Here is a 19,137-nt window from a genome sequence, read left to right on the forward strand (position 1 = left end):
CTCCCCCGTGCCCTGGGATTACCTTACCATGGATGCACGGCCCTTCCGGGCCGATGCCGGAGACGATCCCATGAAGATCTTCAACTGCGGCGCCTGCGGGCAGCTGATCTACTTCGCAAACACCGCCTGCACCCGCTGCGGCCATACCCTGGGCTTCCTGCCGGACACCACCGAGCTGGTGGCCCTGGAGCCCGCGGGGGGGGACCTCTGGCACCCGGTGGGGGCGCCGCAGCGGACCTACCGCATGTGCACCCACTACTGGCGGGAGGGGGTGTGCAACTGGATGATCCCGGCGCATGAGGCCGGGGAGGCCTTCTGCGCCGCCTGCCGCCTCAACGAGGTCATCCCCGACCTGTGGGTAGAGGGCAACATGGGCCGCTGGGGGCAACTGGAGGCGGAAAAGCGGCGTCTGGTGTACAGCCTGCTGCGCCTGGGCCTTCCAGTGGTCCCCCGGGCCCGGGATCCTGCGGGCCTGGGCTTCGCCTTCCTGGCCGATGCCGACCCGTGTTTCTCCGAGGCGAACCGGGTCATGACCGGCCACAACGCCGGTCTCATCACCCTCAACATCGCCGAGGCGGACCCGGCCCAGCGGGAACGCCTGCGCCAGCAGATGGCGGAACCCTACCGCACCCTCCTGGGCCACTTCCGCCACGAGTCCGGGCACCACTACTGGGAGCGGCTGGTGCGGGACACCCCCTGGCTCGGCCCCTTCCGCGCCTGTTTCGGGGACGAGACCCGGGACTACCACCAGGCCCTGCAGCAGCACTACGCCACAGGCCCGCCGCCGGATTGGCGGGAGCGCTTCGTCAGCGCCTATGCCAGCAGCCATCCCTGGGAGGACTGGGCGGAGACCTGGGCCCATTACCTGCACATCGTGGACACCCTGGAGACGGCCCACCAGTGGGGCCTGCAGGTGCGGCTGGAGCGGGGGGCAGGGCCGGTGCTGCAGGCGGCCCCGGACTTCGATCCCTATGACCAGGAGGATTTCGATGCCCTGATCCGCCACTGGCTGCCCCTGAGCTATGCCCTCAACACCCTCAACGAGAGCATGGGCCATGCCCCGGCCTACCCCTTCGTGCTGCCCCGGCCGGCCCTGGAGAAGCTGGCCCTGGTGAACCGCATCATCCATGGACGGGACACCCCACCGGCCCCGGGTTGAAGGAGCGGGGCTTCAGGCACATTCATCCCCCTCCCCCGGCCCCCCTGCGGCGGGTGTCGATCGCAGGGATGCGATCGTCAAGCCTCCAGGGAGGGATCTACGGCGTCCCGCCTCCGGGGAACCGGGCCGGGGGACGCTTTGCAGAGATCGTGAAGACGCCTTAGAGATCACCCCTGGTCGCGGCCGGCGACCTCCAGGCCCGCTTCGGCCATGGCCACGGCGCGGAAGATGGCGCGCCCCTTGTTCATGGTCTCGGCCCATTCGCTTTCCGGCACCGAGTCGTGGACGATGCCGGCTCCGGCCTGGATGTGCAGGGTGCGGTCCTTGATGACGGCGGTGCGGATGGCGATGGCGGTGTCCATGTTGCCCTGCCACGACCAGTAGCCCACGGCGCCGGAGTAGATCCCCCGTTTCACCGGCTCCAGCTCGTCGATGATCTCCATGGCGCGGATCTTGGGGGCGCCGCTGACGGTGCCTGCGGGGAAGGTGGCGCGCAGGACGTCCATGGCCCCCAGCCCAGGGCGCAGCTCGCCGATGACGTTGGAGACGATGTGCATGACGTGGGAGTAGCGCTCCACCACCATGCGGTCGGTGAGGCGCACGCTGCCGATGCGCGAGACCCTGCCGGCGTCGTTGCGCCCCAGGTCGATGAGCATGAGGTGTTCGGCGAGTTCCTTGGGGTCGGCCAGCAATTCCCGCTCCAGGGCCCGGTCGGTGGCCTCGTCCCCGCCCCGGGGCCGGGTGCCGGCGATGGGGCGCACGGTGACGATGTCGTCCTCCAGACGCACCAGGATCTCCGGCGAGGACCCCACCACGTGGTGGTCCCCCAGGTCCAGGTAGAACATGTAGGGGGAGGGGTTGAGGCTGCGCAGGGCGCGGTAGAGATCCAGGGGACGGGCGTGGTAGGGGATGGACAGACGCTGGGAGAGCACCACCTGCATCACGTCGCCGTCGAGGATGTAGCGTTTGCAGCGCTCCACCGCCGATTGGAAGCCCGCCTCGGTGAAGCCGGAGACGAAGTCGGTCTCGTCCACCCGCCGCGTGGTGGCCTCGGCGGTGGGGAGCTCGGTGGGGCGGCGCAGGCCCGCCTCCAGGGCATCCAGGCGTTCCTGGGCCCGCTCGTAGCCGTCGGGCGCGGCGTGCACCACCAGGTAGAGCCGGCCGGCCAGGTTGTCGTAGGCCACCAGTTCGTCGGAGACCATGAGCAGGATGTCGGGCACGCCCAGGGGATCGGGCTTGTCGCCGTCCGCCAGGCGCGGCTCGATGTAGCGGATGGTGTCGTAGCCGAAATAACCCACCAGGCCGCCACTGAAGCGCGGCAGGTGGGGCAGATCGGGGACGCGGAAGCGGGCCCGGAAGGCCTCCAGCCATTCCAGGGGATCCTCCACCTGGGCCTGTTCCACCACCCGGCCGTCCTCCTCAAGGCTCACCTGGTGGCCGTGCACCCGCACCACCTGCCGGGCCGGCAGGCCGATGAAGGAGTAGCGCCCCCACTTCTCCCCCCCCTGCACCGATTCCAGCAGGTAGGAATAGGGCCTGCCGGCCAGCTTCATGTAGACGCTCAGGGGGGTGTCCAGGTCGGCCAGGATCTCCCGCACCACGGGGATGCGGTTGTAGCCCTGGGCGACCAGGCGGTGGAAGGTCTCTGGGGTCATGGGCGGTGTATCACGGGCAATGGCTCAGGGGGCCTGTGGGGCGAGCAGGTCCGGCAGTTGGGTGAGGCGGTCGATGACCGCATCGGGCCGCTCCTCGCGGATGTCGATGCCGTGGTTGTAGCCGTAGCTGACGCAGACGATGCCAAACCCCGCGGCGCGGGCCGCCTCCACGTCGCTGCGGGAATCCCCCACCATGAGGGCGTCGCCGGGGTCCACGTCGAACTGCCGCGCGGCGAACAGGAGGGGGGCGGGATCCGGCTTCTTCCGGGGCAGGGTATCACCGGCCACCACCACTTCAAAGTAGTCATCCAGCCCCATGGCGCGCAGCAGCGGGGCGGTGAATCGGGCGGGCTTGTTGGTGACGCAGCCCATGGAGAACCGGCCCCGCAGGGCCTCCAGCCCCTCGTGCACACCGGGATAGACCCGGCTCTGGACGGCATGGCGGTCGCGATAGCATTCGAGGAACCGGGCCAGGCCCCGCTCCCGCAGCCCCGGTTCCACCTTCCCCTCCATGTCATCGGCCAGGGCCCGCTCCACCAGGCGCTCCACGCCGTTGCCCACCCAGAGACGGACCTTGTCCTCACCGCAGGGCAGCATCCCCAGGGACTGCAGCATGTCGTCGACACAATGGGTGAGGTCGGGCACGCTGTCCACCAGGGTGCCGTCCAGGTCCATGAGGAGCATCTTGGGATGGGGCAGGGTCATGGGTCTCGTTCGCTGGGGCCGCAGGCTGCGGGATGAAGGGGCCGCCCGGGGCAGGTGTGCCCCGGAACGGGCCGAAGGGGGATCAGGCCCCCCGGGCAAGGGCCTCGCGCATGGCCCGGATGACGCTGTCGTAGCGGTTGGGATCTTCGTCCCGACCGGCGCCGAAGATGGCGGAACCGGCCACGAAGGTATCGGCACCGGCGGCCTTGATCTCGGCGATGTTGTCCACCTTCACCCCGCCGTCGATCTCCAGGCGGATGTCCAGGCCGGAGGCGTCGATGCGCCGGCGGGCCTCCCGCAGCTTGTCCAGGGTGGCGGGGATGAAGCTCTGGCCGCCGAAGCCCGGGTTCACCGACATGAGCAGGACCATGTCCACCTTGTCCATGACATAGTCCAGGTAGGACAGGGGTGTGGCGGGATTGAACACCAGGCCGGACTTGCAGCCCTCGGAGCGGATGAGCTGCAGGGTGCGGTCGATATGATCGGAGGCCTCGGGGTGGAAGGTGATGTAATCGGCACCGGCCTTGGCAAAATCGGGGATGATGCGGTCCACGGGCTTGACCATCAGGTGCACATCGATGGGGGCGGTGATCCCGTGCTTGCGCAGGGCCTCGCACACCAGCGGGCCGATGGTCAGGTTGGGGACGTAGTGGTTGTCCATGACATCGAAGTGGACGATGTCGGCGCCGGCGGCCAGCACCTGGGTGACCTCCTCTCCCAGGCGGGCGAAGTCGGCGGAGAGGATGGACGGTGCGATCAGGTCGGCTTTTGCCATGGGTCGTGCCTCTTGTTCTGTGCATCCCCCGCCCCGGGCGGGCGCCCTACCATCCAGACGGGACGCCCCGTGCGCGGCATCGGGGCCGGCGCACGGGGAGACCGGGGTTCGGGGTGCTGTGTGGATCCTCGGGTGGTGCGGGCAATGTAACCCATGCCGCGGGGAATTTTAACCCGGACCGGCTCGATCCTGCGGCCGCTGCGCCAGGGCCACGGTGTAGTCCCGCCCCTGCTTCACCTTGTCGTAGTTGCCAAAGACCTCCTTGAAGGCCCGCTCGATGAAGCGCCGCAGTCCGGTGATGGTGACCACGTAGATGCGCCCGCCGGGGTGCAGGCGCTCCAGGGCGTCGTACAGATAGAGGTAGAGCATCTCCTTGCCCACCTTGGCGGGGAGGTTGGAGGTGATGAGGTGGAAGCGCCGATCCCCGGCGTGGGAGAAACCGTTGCTCAAAAAGCAGTCCACGTTGTCGATGCCGTTGATGCGGGCATTGCGGGCGGCGTAGTCCACGGCGACGAAGTCCTTGTCCACCAGGCAGGTGCGCCCCCCGGGGGCGAGACGGGCCAGGGTCAGGCCGATGGGGCCGTAGCCGCAGCCCAGGTCGAAGCAATCGTCATCGGGGTTCACCTGCACATGGTCCAGGAGCAGACGGGTGCCGGCATCGATCCCCCGGGGGGAGAACAGGCCCCAGGTGGTGTGGAAGGTCAGGGGCTGATCCCGCAGCCGGTCTTCGAAGACGATGTCCTCGCGCAGGCTGCGGATGTAGGCGTCGCGGTCCAAGGGGAGATGTCCGTTGGTTGGGGGCTCAGGGGGCCGGGTCGGGCTTCTTCGGGCGCTGCCAGTCCTCCCGGGTGTGCTGCTCGGCCCGGGTGAGGGTGAGGCGGCCGGCAGGGGCGTCGCGGTGGATGACGGAGCCAGCGCCGATGGTGGCGTCCTCCCCCACGGTCACCGGCGCCACCAGGGCGGTATTGGAGCCGATGAAGGCCCCGTCCCCGATCACCGTGAGGTGCTTTGCGGCGCCATCGTAATTGCAGGTGATGGTGCCGGCGCCGATGTTGACGCCGCGCCCCACGCGGGCGTCCCCCACGTAGCTCAGGTGGTTGATCTTGGAGCCCTCCCCCACCCGGCTCTTCTTCACCTCGACGAAGTTGCCCACGTGTACCCCGGCGGCCAGATGGGCACCGGGACGCAGGCGGGCGAAGGGGCCGATGCAGGCCCCCGGGCCGACGCGGGCCCCTTCCAGATGGCTGTGGGCCTGGATGACGGCATCGGCCTCCACGTGGCAGTCCCGCAGGCAGCAGTGGGGGCCCACCCGGACCCCCTCCTCCAGGGTCACCTCCCCCTCCAGCACCACGTTCACGTCCAGGATCACGTCCCGGCCCGCCTGCACGCGACCGCGGATGTCCAGCCGCGCCGGGTCCATCACCGTCACCCCGGAGCGCATCAGTGCCTCCGCCAGGCGCCGCTGGTGCACGCGCTCCAGGCGCGCCAGTTGCACCCGGTCGTTCACCCCCATGAACTGCTCCGGGTCGTCGGCCACCACGGCGGTGACCGCGGCGCCGTCGGCCACGGCCAGGGCCAGGCAGTCGGTGAGGTAGTACTCCCCCTGGGCGTTGTCCCGGTCCACCCGCTGCAGCCAGGCCGCCAGGCGCTCGCCGCGGGCGGCCAGAAAGCCGGTGTTGACCTCGTCGATGGCCCGCTGCGCCGCACTGGCATCCTTCTGCTCGACGATGCCCACGGGCCGGCCCGTGTCGTCCCGCAGGATGCGGCCGTAGCCGGACGGATCCGAAAGGCGCATGGACTGCACCGCCAGGTCATGTCCGTCCAGGGCCGTCAGCAGGGCCCGCAGGGCGTCGGCACCCACCAGGGGGACATCGCCGTAGAGCACCAGGATACGCTCTGCGCCTTGCGCCGCCGGCAGGGCCTGGGCCACGGCGTGGCCGGTGCCCAGCTGCTCCCCCTGCTCCACCCAGGTGACCGGGGCATCCGCCAGGGCGGCCCGCACCGCCTCACCACCGTGGCCGTGCACCACGACGATGCGCGCCGGCTCCAGGGCGCGGGCGGTGTCGATGACATGGGCCAGCAGGGGACGCCCCCCCAGGGGGTGCAGCACCTTGGGCTGGCGCGAGCGCATGCGCGTGCCCTGTCCGGCGGCGAGGATGATGACGGTGGTGTCGGGGTTCACCTGGTGGTCCTGCATCGGCTGCATGGATGGCATGGCTGGGCTCGTCCGGGGGGCGCCTCGCCCCCCGTGCAACACGAAAAGGGCCCGGATGCCGTGCAGCCGGGCCCTGTCCGTCCTCTACGCTGCCCCAGGGGCGGCGGATTCACTGCTGGCTGGAGGAGCGGCGCAGCTTCTGGATCATGCGCAACCGCGCCGCGGCCTCGGCCAGCTCGGACTGGGCCCGGGCGTAGTCGAAGTCCGCCCGCTGATTGGCCAGGGCGTCCTCGGCACGGCGCTTGGCCTCCAGGGCCTCGGCCTCATCCAGGTCCTTGGCGCGGATGGCCGTGTCCGCCAGCACCGTCACCACATGGGGCTGCACCTCCAGCACCCCGCCGGAGATGTAGATGTTCTGCTCCTCGCCGGAGTCGGAGAGACGGATGCGCACCTCCCCCGGCTTGAGCAGGGACACGTACTGGGAGTGACGGGGCAGGATGCCCACCTCGCCGTGTTCCGCAGGTGCCACCAGCATGTGTGCCGTGCCGGAGAAGATGGACTCCTCCGCACTCACGATATCGACGTGGAACGTCATGGACATGCGTGCCCCCGGTTACTTGTTGAGCTTTTCGGCCTTCTCGACGGCTTCCTCGATGGTACCCACCATGTAGAAGGCCTGCTCGGGGAGGTGATCGTACTCACCGTTGACGATCCCCTGGAAGCCCCGGATGGTGTCCTTCAGGGACACGTACTTGCCGGGGGCGCCGGTGAACACCTCGGCCACGAAGAAGGGCTGGGACAGGTAGCGCTGGATCTTGCGCGCCCGGGAGACCACCAGCTTGTCCTCTTCGGAGAGCTCGTCCATGCCGAGGATGGCGATGATGTCCTTGAGTTCCTTGTAGCGCTGCAGGGTGTTCTGCACGGCGCGGGCGGTGTCGTAGTGCTCCTGGCCGATGACCAGCGGGTCCAGCTGGCGGCTGGTGGAGTCCAGGGGGTCCACCGCCGGGTAGATGCCCAGCTCGGCGATCTGGCGGGACAGCACCACGGTGGCGTCCAGGTGGGCGAAGGTGGTGGCCGGGGACGGGTCGGTAAGGTCGTCCGCGGGCACGTACACCGCCTGGATGGAGGTGATGGAGCCCTTCTTGGTGGAGGTGATGCGTTCCTGCAGGACGCCCATCTCCTCGGCCAGGGTGGGCTGATAGCCCACGGCGGAGGGCATGCGGCCCAGCAGCGCGGACACCTCGGTGCCGGCCAGGGTGTAACGGTAGATGTTGTCGATGAACATCAGCACGTCCCGGCCCTCGTCGCGGAAGTACTCCGCCATGGTCAGACCGGTGAGGGCCACGCGCAGACGGTTGCCCGGCGGCTCGTTCATCTGGCCATAGACCAGGGCCACCTTGTCCAGCACGTTGGAGTCCTTCATCTCGTGGTAGAAGTCGTTGCCCTCACGGGTACGCTCCCCCACGCCAGCGAACACGGAGTAGCCGGAGTGCTCGATGGCGATGTTGCGGATGAGCTCCATCATGTTCACGGTCTTGCCCACGCCGGCGCCGCCGAACAGGCCCACCTTGCCGCCCTTGGCGAAGGGGCAGAGCAGGTCGATGACCTTGATGCCCGTCTCCAGCAGTTCGGTGGAACCCGCCTGTTCCTCATAGCTCGGCGGCTCGCGGTGGATGGACCAGGTCTCTTCGGCCTTCACGTCACCGGCGTTGTCCACCGGCTTGCCGAGGACGTCCATGATGCGCCCCAGGGTGGCCTTGCCCACCGGCACGGAGATGGGCTTGCCGGTGTTGGACACCTGGATGCCACGGCGCAGGCCGTCGGAGGAGCCCATGGCGATGGTGCGCACGACGCCGTCCCCCAGCTGCTGCTGGACCTCCAGGGTGAGGCCGACCTCGTCCACCATGAGGGCATCGTAGACCTTGGGCACGGCGTCACGGGGGAACTCGACGTCCACCACCGCGCCGATAATTTCAACGATGTTTCCAGCACTCATGTTGATAATCCTCTAGTCTCGAAATCTTGAACCGGCCCGGCCTCAGACCGCCGCGGCGCCGCTGACGATCTCGGAGATCTCCTGGGTGATCGCGGCCTGACGCGCCTTGTTGTACACGAGCTGCAGTTCATCGATGAGATCGCCCGCGTTGTCGGAGGCGGACTTCATGGCCACCATCCGGGCGGCCATCTCGCAGGCCACGTTCTCGACGACGGCCTGATAGACCACCGACTCGATGTAGCGGGTCAGCAGCGTGTCCAGCACGGGCGCGGTGTCCGGCTCATAGATATAGTCCCAGTGATGCTCCAGCGAGGGCTCCTCGGCGGGCTCCACGGGCAGCAGCTTGGTGACCCGGGGACGCTGGGTCATGGTGTTGACGAACTCGTTCTCCACCAGGATCAGCCGGTCGATGCGGCCTTCGTCGTAGGCGCTGAGCATGGCCTTGATGGGACCGATGAGGTCGCTCAGACGCGGCTTGTCCCCCAGGTTGGCCACATTGGCCACCACATTCCCGCCCATGCGGCGGAAGAACTGCTGGGCCTTGCTGCCCACGAGGCACAAATCGATCTCCGCGCCCTGCGCCTGCCATTCCTTCATGGTCTGCGCGGTCTTCTTGAAGAGGTTGACGTTCAACCCGCCGCACAGGCCACGGTCGGTGGAGATGACGATGATCCCCACCCGGTGCGCCTCCCGTTCGATCAGGTAGGGATGACGGTACTCGGCGTTGGCCATCGCCACGTGCCCGATCACCTGCCGGATCTTCTCGGCATAGGGACGGGTCTCCAGCATGCGGTCCTGCGCCTTGCGCATCTTGCTGGCGGCCACCATCTCCATGGCCTTGGTGATCTTCTGAGTATTCTTGATACTCTTGATCTGGCCGCGGATCTCTTTTGCGCCTGCCATAACTCAGCCCCCGATTACCAGCTGTGGTTTGCCTTGAAGTCGTCCAGGGCGGCCTTCATGCCGGACTTGATGTCGTCCCCGTAATCACCGGTTTCGTTGATCTTGTCCAGCAGTTCCCGCTGGCTGGAGCGCAGGTAGTCGTGCAGGGCGGTCTCGAAGTCCACCACCTTCTTCACCTCGACGTCGTCCAGGTAACCCTCTTCGGCAGCGAAGAGGGAGAAGGCCATCTCGCCGATGGACAGCGGGGCGTACTGCTTCTGCTTCATGAGCTCCATGACGCGCTGGCCGCGCTCCAGCTGCCGGCGGGTGGCCTCGTCCAGATCGGAGGCGAACTGGGAGAATGCGGCCAGTTCCCGGTACTGGGCCAGGGCCAGGCGCACGCCGCCCCCCAGCTTCTTGATGATCTTGGTCTGGGCCGAACCGCCCACACGGGACACCGAGAGACCGGCGTTGATGGCCGGACGGATGCCCGAGTTGAACAGGTCGGTCTCCAGGAAGATCTGCCCGTCGGTGATGGAGATCACGTTGGTGGGCACGAAGGCGGACACGTCGCCGGCCTGGGTCTCGATGATGGGCAGGGCCGTCAGGGACCCGGTCTGGCCCTTCACCTTGCCGCCGGTGAACTGCTCCACGTAGTCGGCGTTGACCCGGGAGGCCCGCTCCAGCAGGCGCGAGTGCAGGTAGAAGATGTCCCCCGGATAGGCCTCGCGACCCGGCGGACGGCGCAGCAGCAGGGACACCTGGCGATAGGCCCAGGCCTGCTTGGTAAGGTCGTCGTAGACGATCAGGGCATCCTGGCCGCGGTCGCGGAAGTACTCACCCATGGCGCAACCGGCGTAGGGGGCGATGTACTGCATGGCGGCGGATTCGGCGGCGGTGGCGGCGACGACGATGGTGTGCTCCATGGCGCCGTGTTCTTCCAGCTTGCGCACCACGTTGGCGACGGAGGAGGCCTTCTGGCCCACCGCCACGTAGATGCACTTCACGCCGGTGCCCTTCTGGTTGATGATGGCATCCACGGCCAGGGCGGTCTTGCCGGTCTGGCGGTCGCCAATGATCAGCTCACGCTGGCCCCGGCCCACGGGGACCATGGCGTCCACCGCCTTGAGGCCGGTCTGCACCGGCTGGTCCACGGACTGGCGATCGATCACGCCGGGGGCGATCTTCTCGATGGGGGCGGTGCCGTCGCCATCGATGTTCCCCTTGCCGTCCAGGGCCATGCCCAGGGAGTTGACCACACGGCCCAGCAGGGCCTCGCCCACGGGCACCTCGAGGATGCGGCCGGTGCACTTGACCGTATCGCCTTCCTTGATGTGCTTGTAGTCGCCCAGGATCACCGCACCCACGGAGTCCCGCTCCAGGTTCAGGGCCAGGCCGTAGGTGTCACCGGGGAGCTCGATCATCTCCCCCTGCATGACGTCCTCCAGCCCGTGCAGGCGCACGATGCCGTCGGACAGGCTGACCACGGTGCCCTCGGTGCGCGTCTCGGCGGCCGGCTCGTAGCTCTTGATGCGCTGACTGATCAGCTCACTGATTTCAGACGGGTTGAGTTGCATAGTTCGGAATCCTCTTAGCTCGAATCCTCTTAGCGGCTCAGACTGCTGGCCAGGCGCTCCAGGCGCCCTCGGACCGAGCCATCGATGACCAGATCGCCCGCGCGGATGACGGCGCCGCCGATGAGGCGGTCGTCCACCTCGCAGGTGAGCTCCACCTCGCAGCCGAGACGCTGCTTCAGCGCCCTGGCGATGCCTTCCTTCTGCTTGGCGTCCAGATCCCGGGCGGCGACCACCCGGGCCTCCACCTTCTTCTCCGCCTCGGCCTTCATCTCCTCGAAGAGGTCGGCGATCTCGGGCAGCAGGGCGAGGCGCCCGTTCTCCGCCAGCAGGCGCAGCATATTGCGGCCGTGGTCGTCGATGTGCCCCTCGCAGACCTCGATGAAGGCCTGGGCCCGGGCCTCACGGGTGATCCGGGGGTTGTCGAGAAACCCGCGCATGTCCGGGTCCCGGGCCACCGCCGACATGAATGCCAGCCGTTCGGACCAGTCGGCCAGCTTGCCGGCCTCCCGTGCGACCTCGAACACCGCCTTGGCGTAGGGTCTTGCAGCCGTGGTTTGTTCAGACATGGCCGCGCACCTAGATCTGGCTCACCAGGTCGTCGATCACCTGATTGTGGGACTTGGCGTCGATCTCCTTTTTCAGGATGCGCTCGGCGCCGGAGACGGCCAGACGGCCCACCTGCTTGCGCAGTTCCTCACGGGCGCGGGCGGCGTCCTGCTCGATCTCCGCCTGGGCGGATGCCTTGATCCGCTCGCTCTCCTGCCGCGCGGTATCCTTGGAGGATTCCACGATCTCGTTGGCCCGCTTCTGTGCGTTGGCCACGATATCGGCCGCCTGCTGCTTGGCCTCCTGCAGCACCTTCTTGGCCTTCTCCTCGGCAAGCTGCTGTTCATGCTTGCCGCGCTCGGCGGCCGCCAGACCGTCCGCAATCTGCTTCTGACGCTCCTCCATCGCCTTCATGATGGGGGGCCACACATATTTCATGGTGACCCACACCAATCCGGCGAAGGTGATCATCTGACCGAGCAGCGTGAGATTGATATTCACGTTGCTACCTCCCCTAGTGACGGTTGTATCGGGTGAATGGCGCGGGCACTGCGGCCCCGCGCTTTAACCGGTCACCGCACCCAGGAAGGGGTTCGCAAAGGTGAAGAACAGGGCCAGACCCACGCCGATCATGGTCACGGCGTCCAGCAGACCGGCGACGATGAACATCTTCACCTGCAGCATGGGCACCATCTCGGGCTGACGCGCGGCGCCTTCCAGGAAGCGGCCACCCAGCAGGCCGAAGCCGATGGCGGTGCCCAGCGCACCCAGACCCAGAATCAGACCCACGGCGATGGCGGTCATGCCCTGAACGTTAGCGATGGCGAGTTCCATAACTTCCTCCAGATAGTCAAAGACAGGGATTACAAGGGAAACAAACAGGCAAAAGGGTCCATGCCCGGGAGCAATGTCCCGGGCGGGGGGTTCATCAGTGATCCTCGTGGGCCAGACTCAGGTAGACGATGGTCAGCACCATGAAGATGAAGGCCTGCAGGGTGATGATCAGCAGTTTGAACAGGGACCAGGGCAGGCCCAGGGTCCACTGCAGATACCAGGGCAGCAGGGCGATGAGGGTGAAGATCAGGCCGCCGGCGTACATGTTGCCGAACAGTCGCAGGGAGAGCGACACGGGGCGGGCGATCTCCTCCACCACCTTGAGAATCAGGTTGAAGGGAATAAACCACTTGCCGAAGGGCTGCAGCAGCATCTCCTTGGCGAAGCCGACCCCCCCCTTGACCTTGAAGCTGTAGTAGATGATGAGGAAGAACACGGCGATGGACATGCCGAAGGTGGCGTTGATGTCCGACGTGGGGTTGATCCGCATGTGGTCCATACCCAGGAACTGGGCCAGGTAGGGGATCAGGTCGTAGGGCAGCAGCTTGAGGCTGTTCATGATGAAGATCCACACGAACAGGGTCAGCGCCAGGGGGGCGATGAGGTTGCTGCGTCCGTGGAAGCTGTCTTTCACCTGCTGGTCGACAAAGCCGACGATCATCTCCACCGCGTTCTGCAACCTGCCGGGCACGCCGGTGGTGGCGGTCTGGGCCACCTTGTAGAAGAGGTACAGGAACAGCCCACCGGTGGCCAGGGAGAAGAACATGGTGTCCAGGTGGAGGGCCCAGAAGGAGTCGGGGTTCCCCAGGGTCAGATGCCCCAGGTGGTGCTTGATGTAGTCCCCAGCAGACGCGTATTCCGTTGACATGGTGTTCGCTCGCTCTTACTCGTTGGCACCGGCCATCACCGGCAGCAGGGCCAGCCAGAAGGCCATGAGCCCGGCCATGTAGGTGAGGAACATGGGCAGGAACTCCAGCCTCAGCCAGGCGATTGCGATCACAAACAGGGCCACCGTCAGGAGGATCTTCTGCACCTCCCCCACGTAGAAACCTCTCATCATGGCCTTGGCCGGGCGCCCCCGCCTTTGGCCAGAGAAGACGCGCAGCGCAAACCAGGCCGTGGCGATCAGGCTGATGATCCCGCCCGTCGCGGCGGCCCAGGCCGTGGCAGCCCCTCCCATGAGCCCGCCCAGGACGAGGCCTCCCAGGGCTACTCCGGCCTGCAGGCCGAGCACCGTCCTCGTGGCCCGGTTCCAGAGCCTCGCCTGGGCGAGGGGATGTTCTGTCCTATCGATGATCGGCGGCCCCACTGTTTGTGCCGGCGCACCCTACTGACCGCGCACCGTGGATAGCAGCGCGGCATTATAAGAGCCCGCCCCTGGGGGGTCAATGCAAATTCCCGATGGCGTACAGGGAAATGACCGCCCGTCAAGCCCCGCCGCCAGGGGTCAGCGGATGTGGCCGAGGATGCCGTCCAGCTCGTCCAGGCTGTTGTAGCGGATCACCAGCCGGCCCCGGCCCCGGGTGTCGTAGCGGATGTCCACCGGGGCCCCGAGGCGGTCGGAGAGTTCCGATTCCAGGCGTTCCACGTCCGGATTACGGGGGCGCTGGGCGTTCTGTTCCGCGGCGGGGTTCTCCTGGAGCATGGACTGCACCAGGCGCTCGGTCTCGCGCACCGACAGCCCCTTGTCCACGACGCGCCGCGCCGCCTCCACCTGGGCGGGACCGGTCAGGCCCAGCAGGGCGCGGGCATGCCCCATCTCCAGACCGCCCTCCTCCACCAGGGTCTTGACCCCCTCTTCCAGGTCCTGCAGACGCAACAGATTGGTGACGCCGGTGCGGGAGCGGCCCACGGATTCGGCCACCTGCTGGTGGGTCATGCCGAACTCGCGGATGAGCCGTTGCAGGGCGGAGGATTCCTCCAGGGGGTTGAGGTCCTCCCGCTGGATGTTCTCGATCAGGGCCATGGCCGCCGCGGCCTGATCGGGGATGTCCCGCACCACCGCCGGGATCTCCTGCAGGCCGGCCATCTGTGCGGCGCGCCAGCGCCGCTCCCCGGCCACCAGCTCGAAGCCCTCCTCCACCGGCCGCACCACCACGGGCTGCACCACCCCCTGGGCACGGATGGAGGCGGCCAGCTCCTCCAGGGCCTCGGGGCGCAGGTTCACCCGCGGCTGATAGCGGCCGCGGCGGATATGCTCCACGGGCACCTGGCGCAGGCGGGAGGGATCGTCGTTCTCGGGTCCGGCCTGGTTGGCGCTGGACAGCAGCACGTCCAGCCCGCGGCCCAGCCCCGTCTTTCTTCTTGCCATGATGGAACAGCCCTGTTGGTTCAGGCGACGCCCGGGATCTCCTCATGGGCGGCCAGGCGGCCCTCGCGGCGGAGGATCTCGCCGGCCAGGGCCAGGTAGGCCAGGGCGCCGCGGGAGGTCTTATCATACAGGATCACCGGCAGGCCATGGCTCGGGGCCTCCGCCAGCCGGATGTTGCGGGGGATGACGGTGCGGTAGACGCGGTCACCGAAGTGCTGTGTGAGCTGTTCGGAGACCTGGGTGGAGAGGTTGTTGCGCGGATCGAACATGGTGCGCAACAGGCCGTGGATCTCCAGTTCCCCGTTCACCGATTCGCGGATGCTGTCGATGGTCTGCACCAGGGCCGACAGCCCCTCCAGGGCGTAGTACTCGCACTGCATGGGGATGATGACGCCGCCGGCCGCCACCAGGGCGTTGACCGTGAGCATGTTCAGCGACGGCGGACAGTCGATGAGGATGTAGTCGTAGTCCTCACGGATGGGGGCCAGGGCCTCCTGCAGCCGGTATTCCCGGCGCAGGGCGGTCATCAGGTTTACCTCGGCCACGGTGAGGTCCGCGTTGGCGGGCAACAGGGCATAGCCCACGGACTCGGGCCACAGCACCGCCTCGGGGGCCGCACAGCGCTTCATGAGGACATCGCAGGCGCTGCGTTCCAGGCCGTATTTATCCACGCCGCTGCCCATGGTGGCGTTGCCCTGGGGATCCAGGTCCACCAGCAGGATGCGCCGGCGGGTGGCGGCCAGGGAGGCGGCCAGGTTGATGCTGGTGGTGGTCTTGCCCACGCCCCCCTTCTGGTTGGCGACGGCGATGATTCGGACCGGGGTCTTGCTCATAACCTTCTGATCTCCACCAGGTGCCGCGCGGCCGGGAGGCCGGGCACCCGGAGCGGATGGGTGGCCGCCACGCCCCAGCCGGCGGGCAGGGCCGCCGCGGCGTCGTCCGCATCGCGGCCCTTCATGGCCAGCAGACGGCCGCCGGGGGCGCACAGGGGGCCGGCCAGACGCACGAAGTCGCCGGTGGCGGCGAAGGCGCGGCTGATGACTGTATCAAAGCCCTGCTGCGGACGGTAGGTTTCCACCCGGGCGTGTACCGGCTCCAGCTGCCCCAGACCCAGCTCCAGGGCCGCCTGGCGCAGGAAACGCACCTTCTTGCCCACGGCGTCCAGGAGGGTGACGGCCCAGTCCGGACGGGCCAGGGCCAGGGGGATGCCGGGCAGGCCGGCGCCGCTGCCCACGTCCAGCAACCTCGGCCCCTGGACCTGGGGTAGCACCGCCAGGCTGTCCAGCAGGTGCAGGGTCACCATGTCCAGGGGATCGCGCACGGCAGTGAGGTTGTAGGCCCGGTTCCAGCGCAGCAGCAGACCCAGGTAGGCCATCAGCGGCGGCGCCAGGGCCGGGTCCAGGCCCAGGGCCTCGAGCCCCTGCAGCAGCCGCTCCTCGGCGCGGCGGGCATGCGGCAGGGGGAACGGGTGGGATTGGGGGGGTCGGGTGTCAGGCACTGCGCTTGAAGTCCGCGTCGCGTTTCTTCAGGTGCACCAGCAGCAGGGACACCGCCGCCGGGGTGACCCCGGGGATGCGCCCGGCCTGACCCACCGTATGGGGCCGGTGCTGCGCCAGCTTCTGGCGCACCTCGTGGGAGAGCCCGGAGACGGCGGCGTAGTCCAGATCCGCCGGCAGGGGGGTCTCCTCCAGGCGGCGGCTGCGCTCCACCTCGTCCCGCTGGCGCTGGATGTAGCCGGCATACTTGGCCTGGATCTCCACCTGCTCGGCCACACCCGCGTCCGCCACCCCCGGCCCGGCACCGGGGATCTCCATGAGATCCGCATACCCCACCCCGGGGCGGCGCAGCAGCTCCTGCAGGGTGTACTCCCGCGTCAGGGGACCGCCGAACAGCCTTGAGGCGGTGTCCGCGGCCACCGCCCCGGGCTTGAGGCAGGTGCTCTCCAGGCGGCGGTTCTCCCGGGCGATGGCCTCCCGCCGCGTCTCGAAAGCAGCCCAGCGGGCATCGTCCACCAGCCCCAGCTCCCGTCCCGCGGGGGTGAGGCGCAGGTCGGCGTTGTCCTCCCGCAGCAGCAGCCGGTACTCCGCGCGGCTGGTGAACATGCGGTAGGGCTCGCGGGTGCCGCGGGTGATGAGATCGTCGATCATCACGCCCATGTAGGCCTCGTCCCGGCGCGGGCACCAGGGGGGCAGGTCACGCACCCGCCGGGCGGCGTTGACCCCCGCCAGCAGGCCCTGGGCGGCGGCCTCCTCGTAACCCGTGGTGCCGTTGATCTGCCCCGCCAGGAACAGCCCCTGCAGGGCCCGGCACTCCAGGCCCGGGTGCAGGTCCCGAGGGTCGAGAAAGTCGTATTCGATGGCATAGCCCGGGCGGGTGATATGGGCCCGCTCGAAACCCTCGATGGAGCGCACCAGGGCCACCTGGACCTCGAAGGCCAGGCTGGTGGAGATGCCGTTGGGGTAGACCTCGTGGGTATCCAGCCCCTCCGGTTCGATGAAGATCTGATGGCGGTCCTTGTCGGCGAAGCGCACCACCTTGTCCTCGATGGACGGGCAGTAGCGCGGCCCCACGCTCTCGATGACGCCGCTGTACATGGGGGAGCGGTGCAGGTTCTCGCGGATGATCTCCAGGGTGCGCGGGCCGGTCCAGGCGATATGGCAGTCCACCTGGCGGGGGTGATCCGCCACCTGCCCCATGAAGGAGAACACCGGCGGCGGGGTGTCCCCCGGTTGCGGCTGGAGGCGGCTGAAGTCGATGCTGCGGGCGTCGATGCGCGGCGGGGTGCCGGTCTTGAGCCGCTCCACCCGCAGGGGCAGTGCCCGCAGGCGCCGCGCCAGGGCGTTGGCGGGGGGATCGCCGGCGCGCCCGCCCTCGTACTGGACCTCGCCGATGTGGATGCGGCCGCCGAGGAAGGTGCCCACGGTGAGGATCACGGCGGGGGCGCCGAAGCGCAGCCCCCCCTGGGTGACCACGCCGGTGACCCGCTCCCCCTCCACCACCAGATCGTCCACCGCCTGCTGGAACAGCTGCAGCCCCGGCTGGTTCTCCAGGGCGTGACGCACCACCGCCTTGTACAGCCCCCGGTCCGCCTGGGCGCGGGTGGCCCGCACCGCCGGCCCCTTGCGGCTGTTGAGGGTGCGGAACTGGATGCCGGCGCGGTCCGCGGCCCGGGCCATGAGGCCCCCCAGGGCGTCGATCTCCCGCACCAGGTGGCCCTTGCCGATGCCGCCGATGGCCGGGTTGCAGCTCATCTGGCCCAGGGTGTCGATGTTGTGGGTGATGAGCAGCGTGGCGCAGCCCATGCGGGCGGCCGCCAGGGCCGCTTCGGTGCCGGCGTGGCCGCCGCCGACGACGATGACGTCATATTCTGCCTGGAAACGCATGATGTCCGGTGGATCAGGGGATGTGGTCACAGTGTAGCCCGTTGCCGGTGCGGCCGCCGCCGTGTCCCGGGCGCCCGGGGCGGGGGTCGCCTCAGCCCTCGGGCTCCGGCTCCAGGAGGGAGGCGTCCAGGCCATCCAGGCCCTGGCGGCCCACCTTGTGCCCCGCCAGGCGGGTGGCGGCCGCCAGGGCGTCGGGGATGGCACCCCCGCCCACCAGGGCATGGATGAAGCCGGCGTTGAAGGTATCCCCCGCCGCCAGGGTGTCCACCACCCGGGGCGGGGTCCAGGCCGGGGCGTGGTAGAGGCCGTCGCGGCTGGCCCAGACCCAGGCCCCCGCCTCCCCCCAGGTGCACACCAGCACCGCCCCGGGGACCCGCTTGTGCACCCCCTTCAGGAAGGGCTCCGGGTCGTCGAAGCCCCGCCCCTGGACAAAGGGCCGGGAGAAGAAGATCACTTCCGGCTGGCCGAAGAGCATGTCCACCCCCTCCCGGTCCTTCTCCACCTCCAGGGAGATGGGGCACTGCCCGGCGTGCTGGCGCAGGGTCTGGAGCATGCGGCTGGTGGTGTGCGGATCCCGGGCCTGCAGGTGCACCCACTGGTAGCGGTCCAGGGGGAGCCGGGCCACGTGGCCGGCGTCCAGTTCCGGCAGGTCCCGGTGGTGGACGATGGTGCGCGAGCCGCTGGCGGCGTTCAGGGTGATGTAGGAGGTGGGGGTGCGCCCGGCCCGGCGGCGGCAGGTGTCCACGCCGATGCCCCGGTCCGCCAGCAGGCTCTGCAGGCGGTCCCCGTCGGGCTCGTCCGCCAGGGTGGCCGCCAGGTCGCAGCGGTGACCCAGCTGGCGCAGGACGTGGAGGGTGTTGGCGGTGTTACCCCCCGGGCAGACCCGCTGCTCCAGGGCGCGCATCTCCTCGTCCTCGGCCGGGTAATGGTCGACGATGTTGATGATGTCCAGCGTGGCGACGCCGATGCCGAGGATGTGGGCCATGATGCGGGATTGCCTGTGGGGGCGGGAACGCGAACCTCACAGGATAGTGAAAGGGGGGATGGGGGTAAAGGCGGCCCCGCAGGGCAATTGTAGACACGAAATGAGTCGCATTTGATTAATTTAGCCTGAAGCGCTATAGCTGGAGCATTTGAGGTTAGCCCTAATGTCCCAGCT

Annotated in this window: 20 protein-coding genes; 1 reads left to right on the forward strand and 19 read right to left on the reverse strand. The window is 68.4% G+C overall.

The window, feature by feature from the left end; all coding sequences use genetic code 11:
- Positions 1-70: 70 nt before the first annotated feature.
- Complete coding sequence (locus BM214_RS10075; protein ID WP_090486595.1) at positions 71-1,159, forward strand: zinc-binding metallopeptidase family protein; 1,089 nt, start codon at positions 71-73, stop codon at positions 1,157-1,159.
- Positions 1,160-1,326: 167 nt separating this feature from the next.
- On the opposite strand, the gene trpE is transcribed toward BM214_RS10075, so the two are convergent.
- The 19 genes from trpE to BM214_RS10170 all read right to left on the reverse strand — a co-directional run bounded on the left by trpE (position 1,327) and on the right by BM214_RS10170 (position 18,963).
- Positions 1,327-2,814, reverse strand: a complete 1,488-nt coding sequence (trpE, locus tag BM214_RS10080; protein WP_090486545.1) for an anthranilate synthase component I — start codon at positions 2,812-2,814, stop codon at positions 1,327-1,329.
- Positions 2,815-2,838: 24 nt separating this feature from the next.
- Positions 2,839-3,519, reverse strand: a complete 681-nt coding sequence (locus tag BM214_RS10085; protein ID WP_090486547.1) for a phosphoglycolate phosphatase — start codon at positions 3,517-3,519, stop codon at positions 2,839-2,841.
- Positions 3,520-3,601: 82 nt separating this feature from the next.
- Positions 3,602-4,294: a ribulose-phosphate 3-epimerase gene (rpe, locus tag BM214_RS10090; protein WP_090486549.1), complete on the reverse strand. Its 693-nt coding sequence runs from the start codon at positions 4,292-4,294 to the stop codon at positions 3,602-3,604.
- Positions 4,295-4,462: 168 nt separating this feature from the next.
- Positions 4,463-5,071 (reverse strand): class I SAM-dependent methyltransferase, encoded by a 609-nt coding sequence (locus BM214_RS10095; RefSeq protein ID WP_090486551.1) that lies wholly within the window; start codon positions 5,069-5,071, stop codon positions 4,463-4,465.
- Positions 5,072-5,096: 25 nt separating this feature from the next.
- Positions 5,097-6,509 (reverse strand): bifunctional UDP-N-acetylglucosamine diphosphorylase/glucosamine-1-phosphate N-acetyltransferase GlmU, encoded by a 1,413-nt coding sequence (glmU, locus tag BM214_RS10100; RefSeq protein WP_244887943.1) that lies wholly within the window; start codon positions 6,507-6,509, stop codon positions 5,097-5,099.
- Between the two features lie 109 nt (positions 6,510-6,618).
- The gene (locus tag BM214_RS10105) at positions 6,619-7,050 is read right to left on the reverse strand and encodes a F0F1 ATP synthase subunit epsilon (RefSeq protein WP_090486552.1); all 432 of its coding nucleotides are present in this window, start codon (positions 7,048-7,050) and stop codon (positions 6,619-6,621) included.
- A gap of 12 nt (positions 7,051-7,062) precedes the next feature.
- Positions 7,063-8,445, reverse strand: coding sequence for a F0F1 ATP synthase subunit beta (gene atpD / locus BM214_RS10110; RefSeq protein ID WP_090486556.1), 1,383 nt, complete (start codon positions 8,443-8,445; stop codon positions 7,063-7,065).
- Between the two features lie 42 nt (positions 8,446-8,487).
- On the reverse strand, positions 8,488-9,348 hold the full coding sequence (atpG, locus tag BM214_RS10115) for a F0F1 ATP synthase subunit gamma (protein ID WP_090486559.1): 861 nt from the start codon (positions 9,346-9,348) through the stop codon (positions 8,488-8,490).
- A gap of 14 nt (positions 9,349-9,362) precedes the next feature.
- Entirely contained in the window at positions 9,363-10,904 is a 1,542-nt protein-coding gene (gene atpA / locus BM214_RS10120) for a F0F1 ATP synthase subunit alpha (protein ID WP_090486562.1), read from the reverse strand.
- 29 nt (positions 10,905-10,933) lie between these two features.
- Complete coding sequence (locus BM214_RS10125; protein ID WP_090486565.1) at positions 10,934-11,470, reverse strand: F0F1 ATP synthase subunit delta; 537 nt, start codon at positions 11,468-11,470, stop codon at positions 10,934-10,936.
- A gap of 10 nt (positions 11,471-11,480) precedes the next feature.
- Positions 11,481-11,951, reverse strand: coding sequence for a F0F1 ATP synthase subunit B (locus BM214_RS10130; protein WP_090486568.1), 471 nt, complete (start codon positions 11,949-11,951; stop codon positions 11,481-11,483).
- Positions 11,952-12,014: 63 nt separating this feature from the next.
- Complete coding sequence (gene atpE / locus BM214_RS10135) at positions 12,015-12,284, reverse strand: F0F1 ATP synthase subunit C (protein ID WP_025283074.1); 270 nt, start codon at positions 12,282-12,284, stop codon at positions 12,015-12,017.
- Positions 12,285-12,378: 94 nt separating this feature from the next.
- Positions 12,379-13,152, reverse strand: coding sequence for a F0F1 ATP synthase subunit A (gene atpB, locus BM214_RS10140; protein ID WP_090486571.1), 774 nt, complete (start codon positions 13,150-13,152; stop codon positions 12,379-12,381).
- A gap of 15 nt (positions 13,153-13,167) precedes the next feature.
- Positions 13,168-13,593: an ATP synthase subunit I gene (locus BM214_RS10145; RefSeq protein ID WP_342351312.1), complete on the reverse strand. Its 426-nt coding sequence runs from the start codon at positions 13,591-13,593 to the stop codon at positions 13,168-13,170.
- A 138-nt stretch (positions 13,594-13,731) separates the two neighbouring features.
- Positions 13,732-14,595: a ParB/RepB/Spo0J family partition protein gene (locus tag BM214_RS10150; RefSeq protein ID WP_090486574.1), complete on the reverse strand. Its 864-nt coding sequence runs from the start codon at positions 14,593-14,595 to the stop codon at positions 13,732-13,734.
- Positions 14,596-14,615: 20 nt separating this feature from the next.
- Positions 14,616-15,428: a ParA family protein gene (locus tag BM214_RS10155; protein WP_090486577.1), complete on the reverse strand. Its 813-nt coding sequence runs from the start codon at positions 15,426-15,428 to the stop codon at positions 14,616-14,618.
- Positions 15,425-16,093, reverse strand: a complete 669-nt coding sequence (gene rsmG / locus BM214_RS10160) for a 16S rRNA (guanine(527)-N(7))-methyltransferase RsmG (protein ID WP_244887945.1) — start codon at positions 16,091-16,093, stop codon at positions 15,425-15,427. The genes BM214_RS10155 and rsmG overlap by 4 nt, the downstream gene beginning before the upstream one ends.
- Positions 16,086-17,978 carry a tRNA uridine-5-carboxymethylaminomethyl(34) synthesis enzyme MnmG gene (gene mnmG, locus BM214_RS10165; RefSeq protein WP_090486580.1) on the reverse strand — a complete coding sequence of 631 codons (1,893 nt, stop codon included), beginning with the start codon at positions 17,976-17,978 and terminating at the stop codon, positions 16,086-16,088. The genes rsmG and mnmG overlap by 8 nt, the downstream gene beginning before the upstream one ends.
- 91 nt (positions 17,979-18,069) lie before the next feature.
- Positions 18,070-18,963 (reverse strand): PfkB family carbohydrate kinase, encoded by an 894-nt coding sequence (locus BM214_RS10170; protein ID WP_090486583.1) that lies wholly within the window; start codon positions 18,961-18,963, stop codon positions 18,070-18,072.
- Positions 18,964-19,137 lie beyond the last annotated feature (174 nt).

It is taken from the genome of Ectothiorhodospira mobilis (genome assembly GCF_900114895.1).
Taxonomy (GTDB): domain Bacteria; phylum Pseudomonadota; class Gammaproteobacteria; order Ectothiorhodospirales; family Ectothiorhodospiraceae; genus Ectothiorhodospira; species Ectothiorhodospira mobilis_A.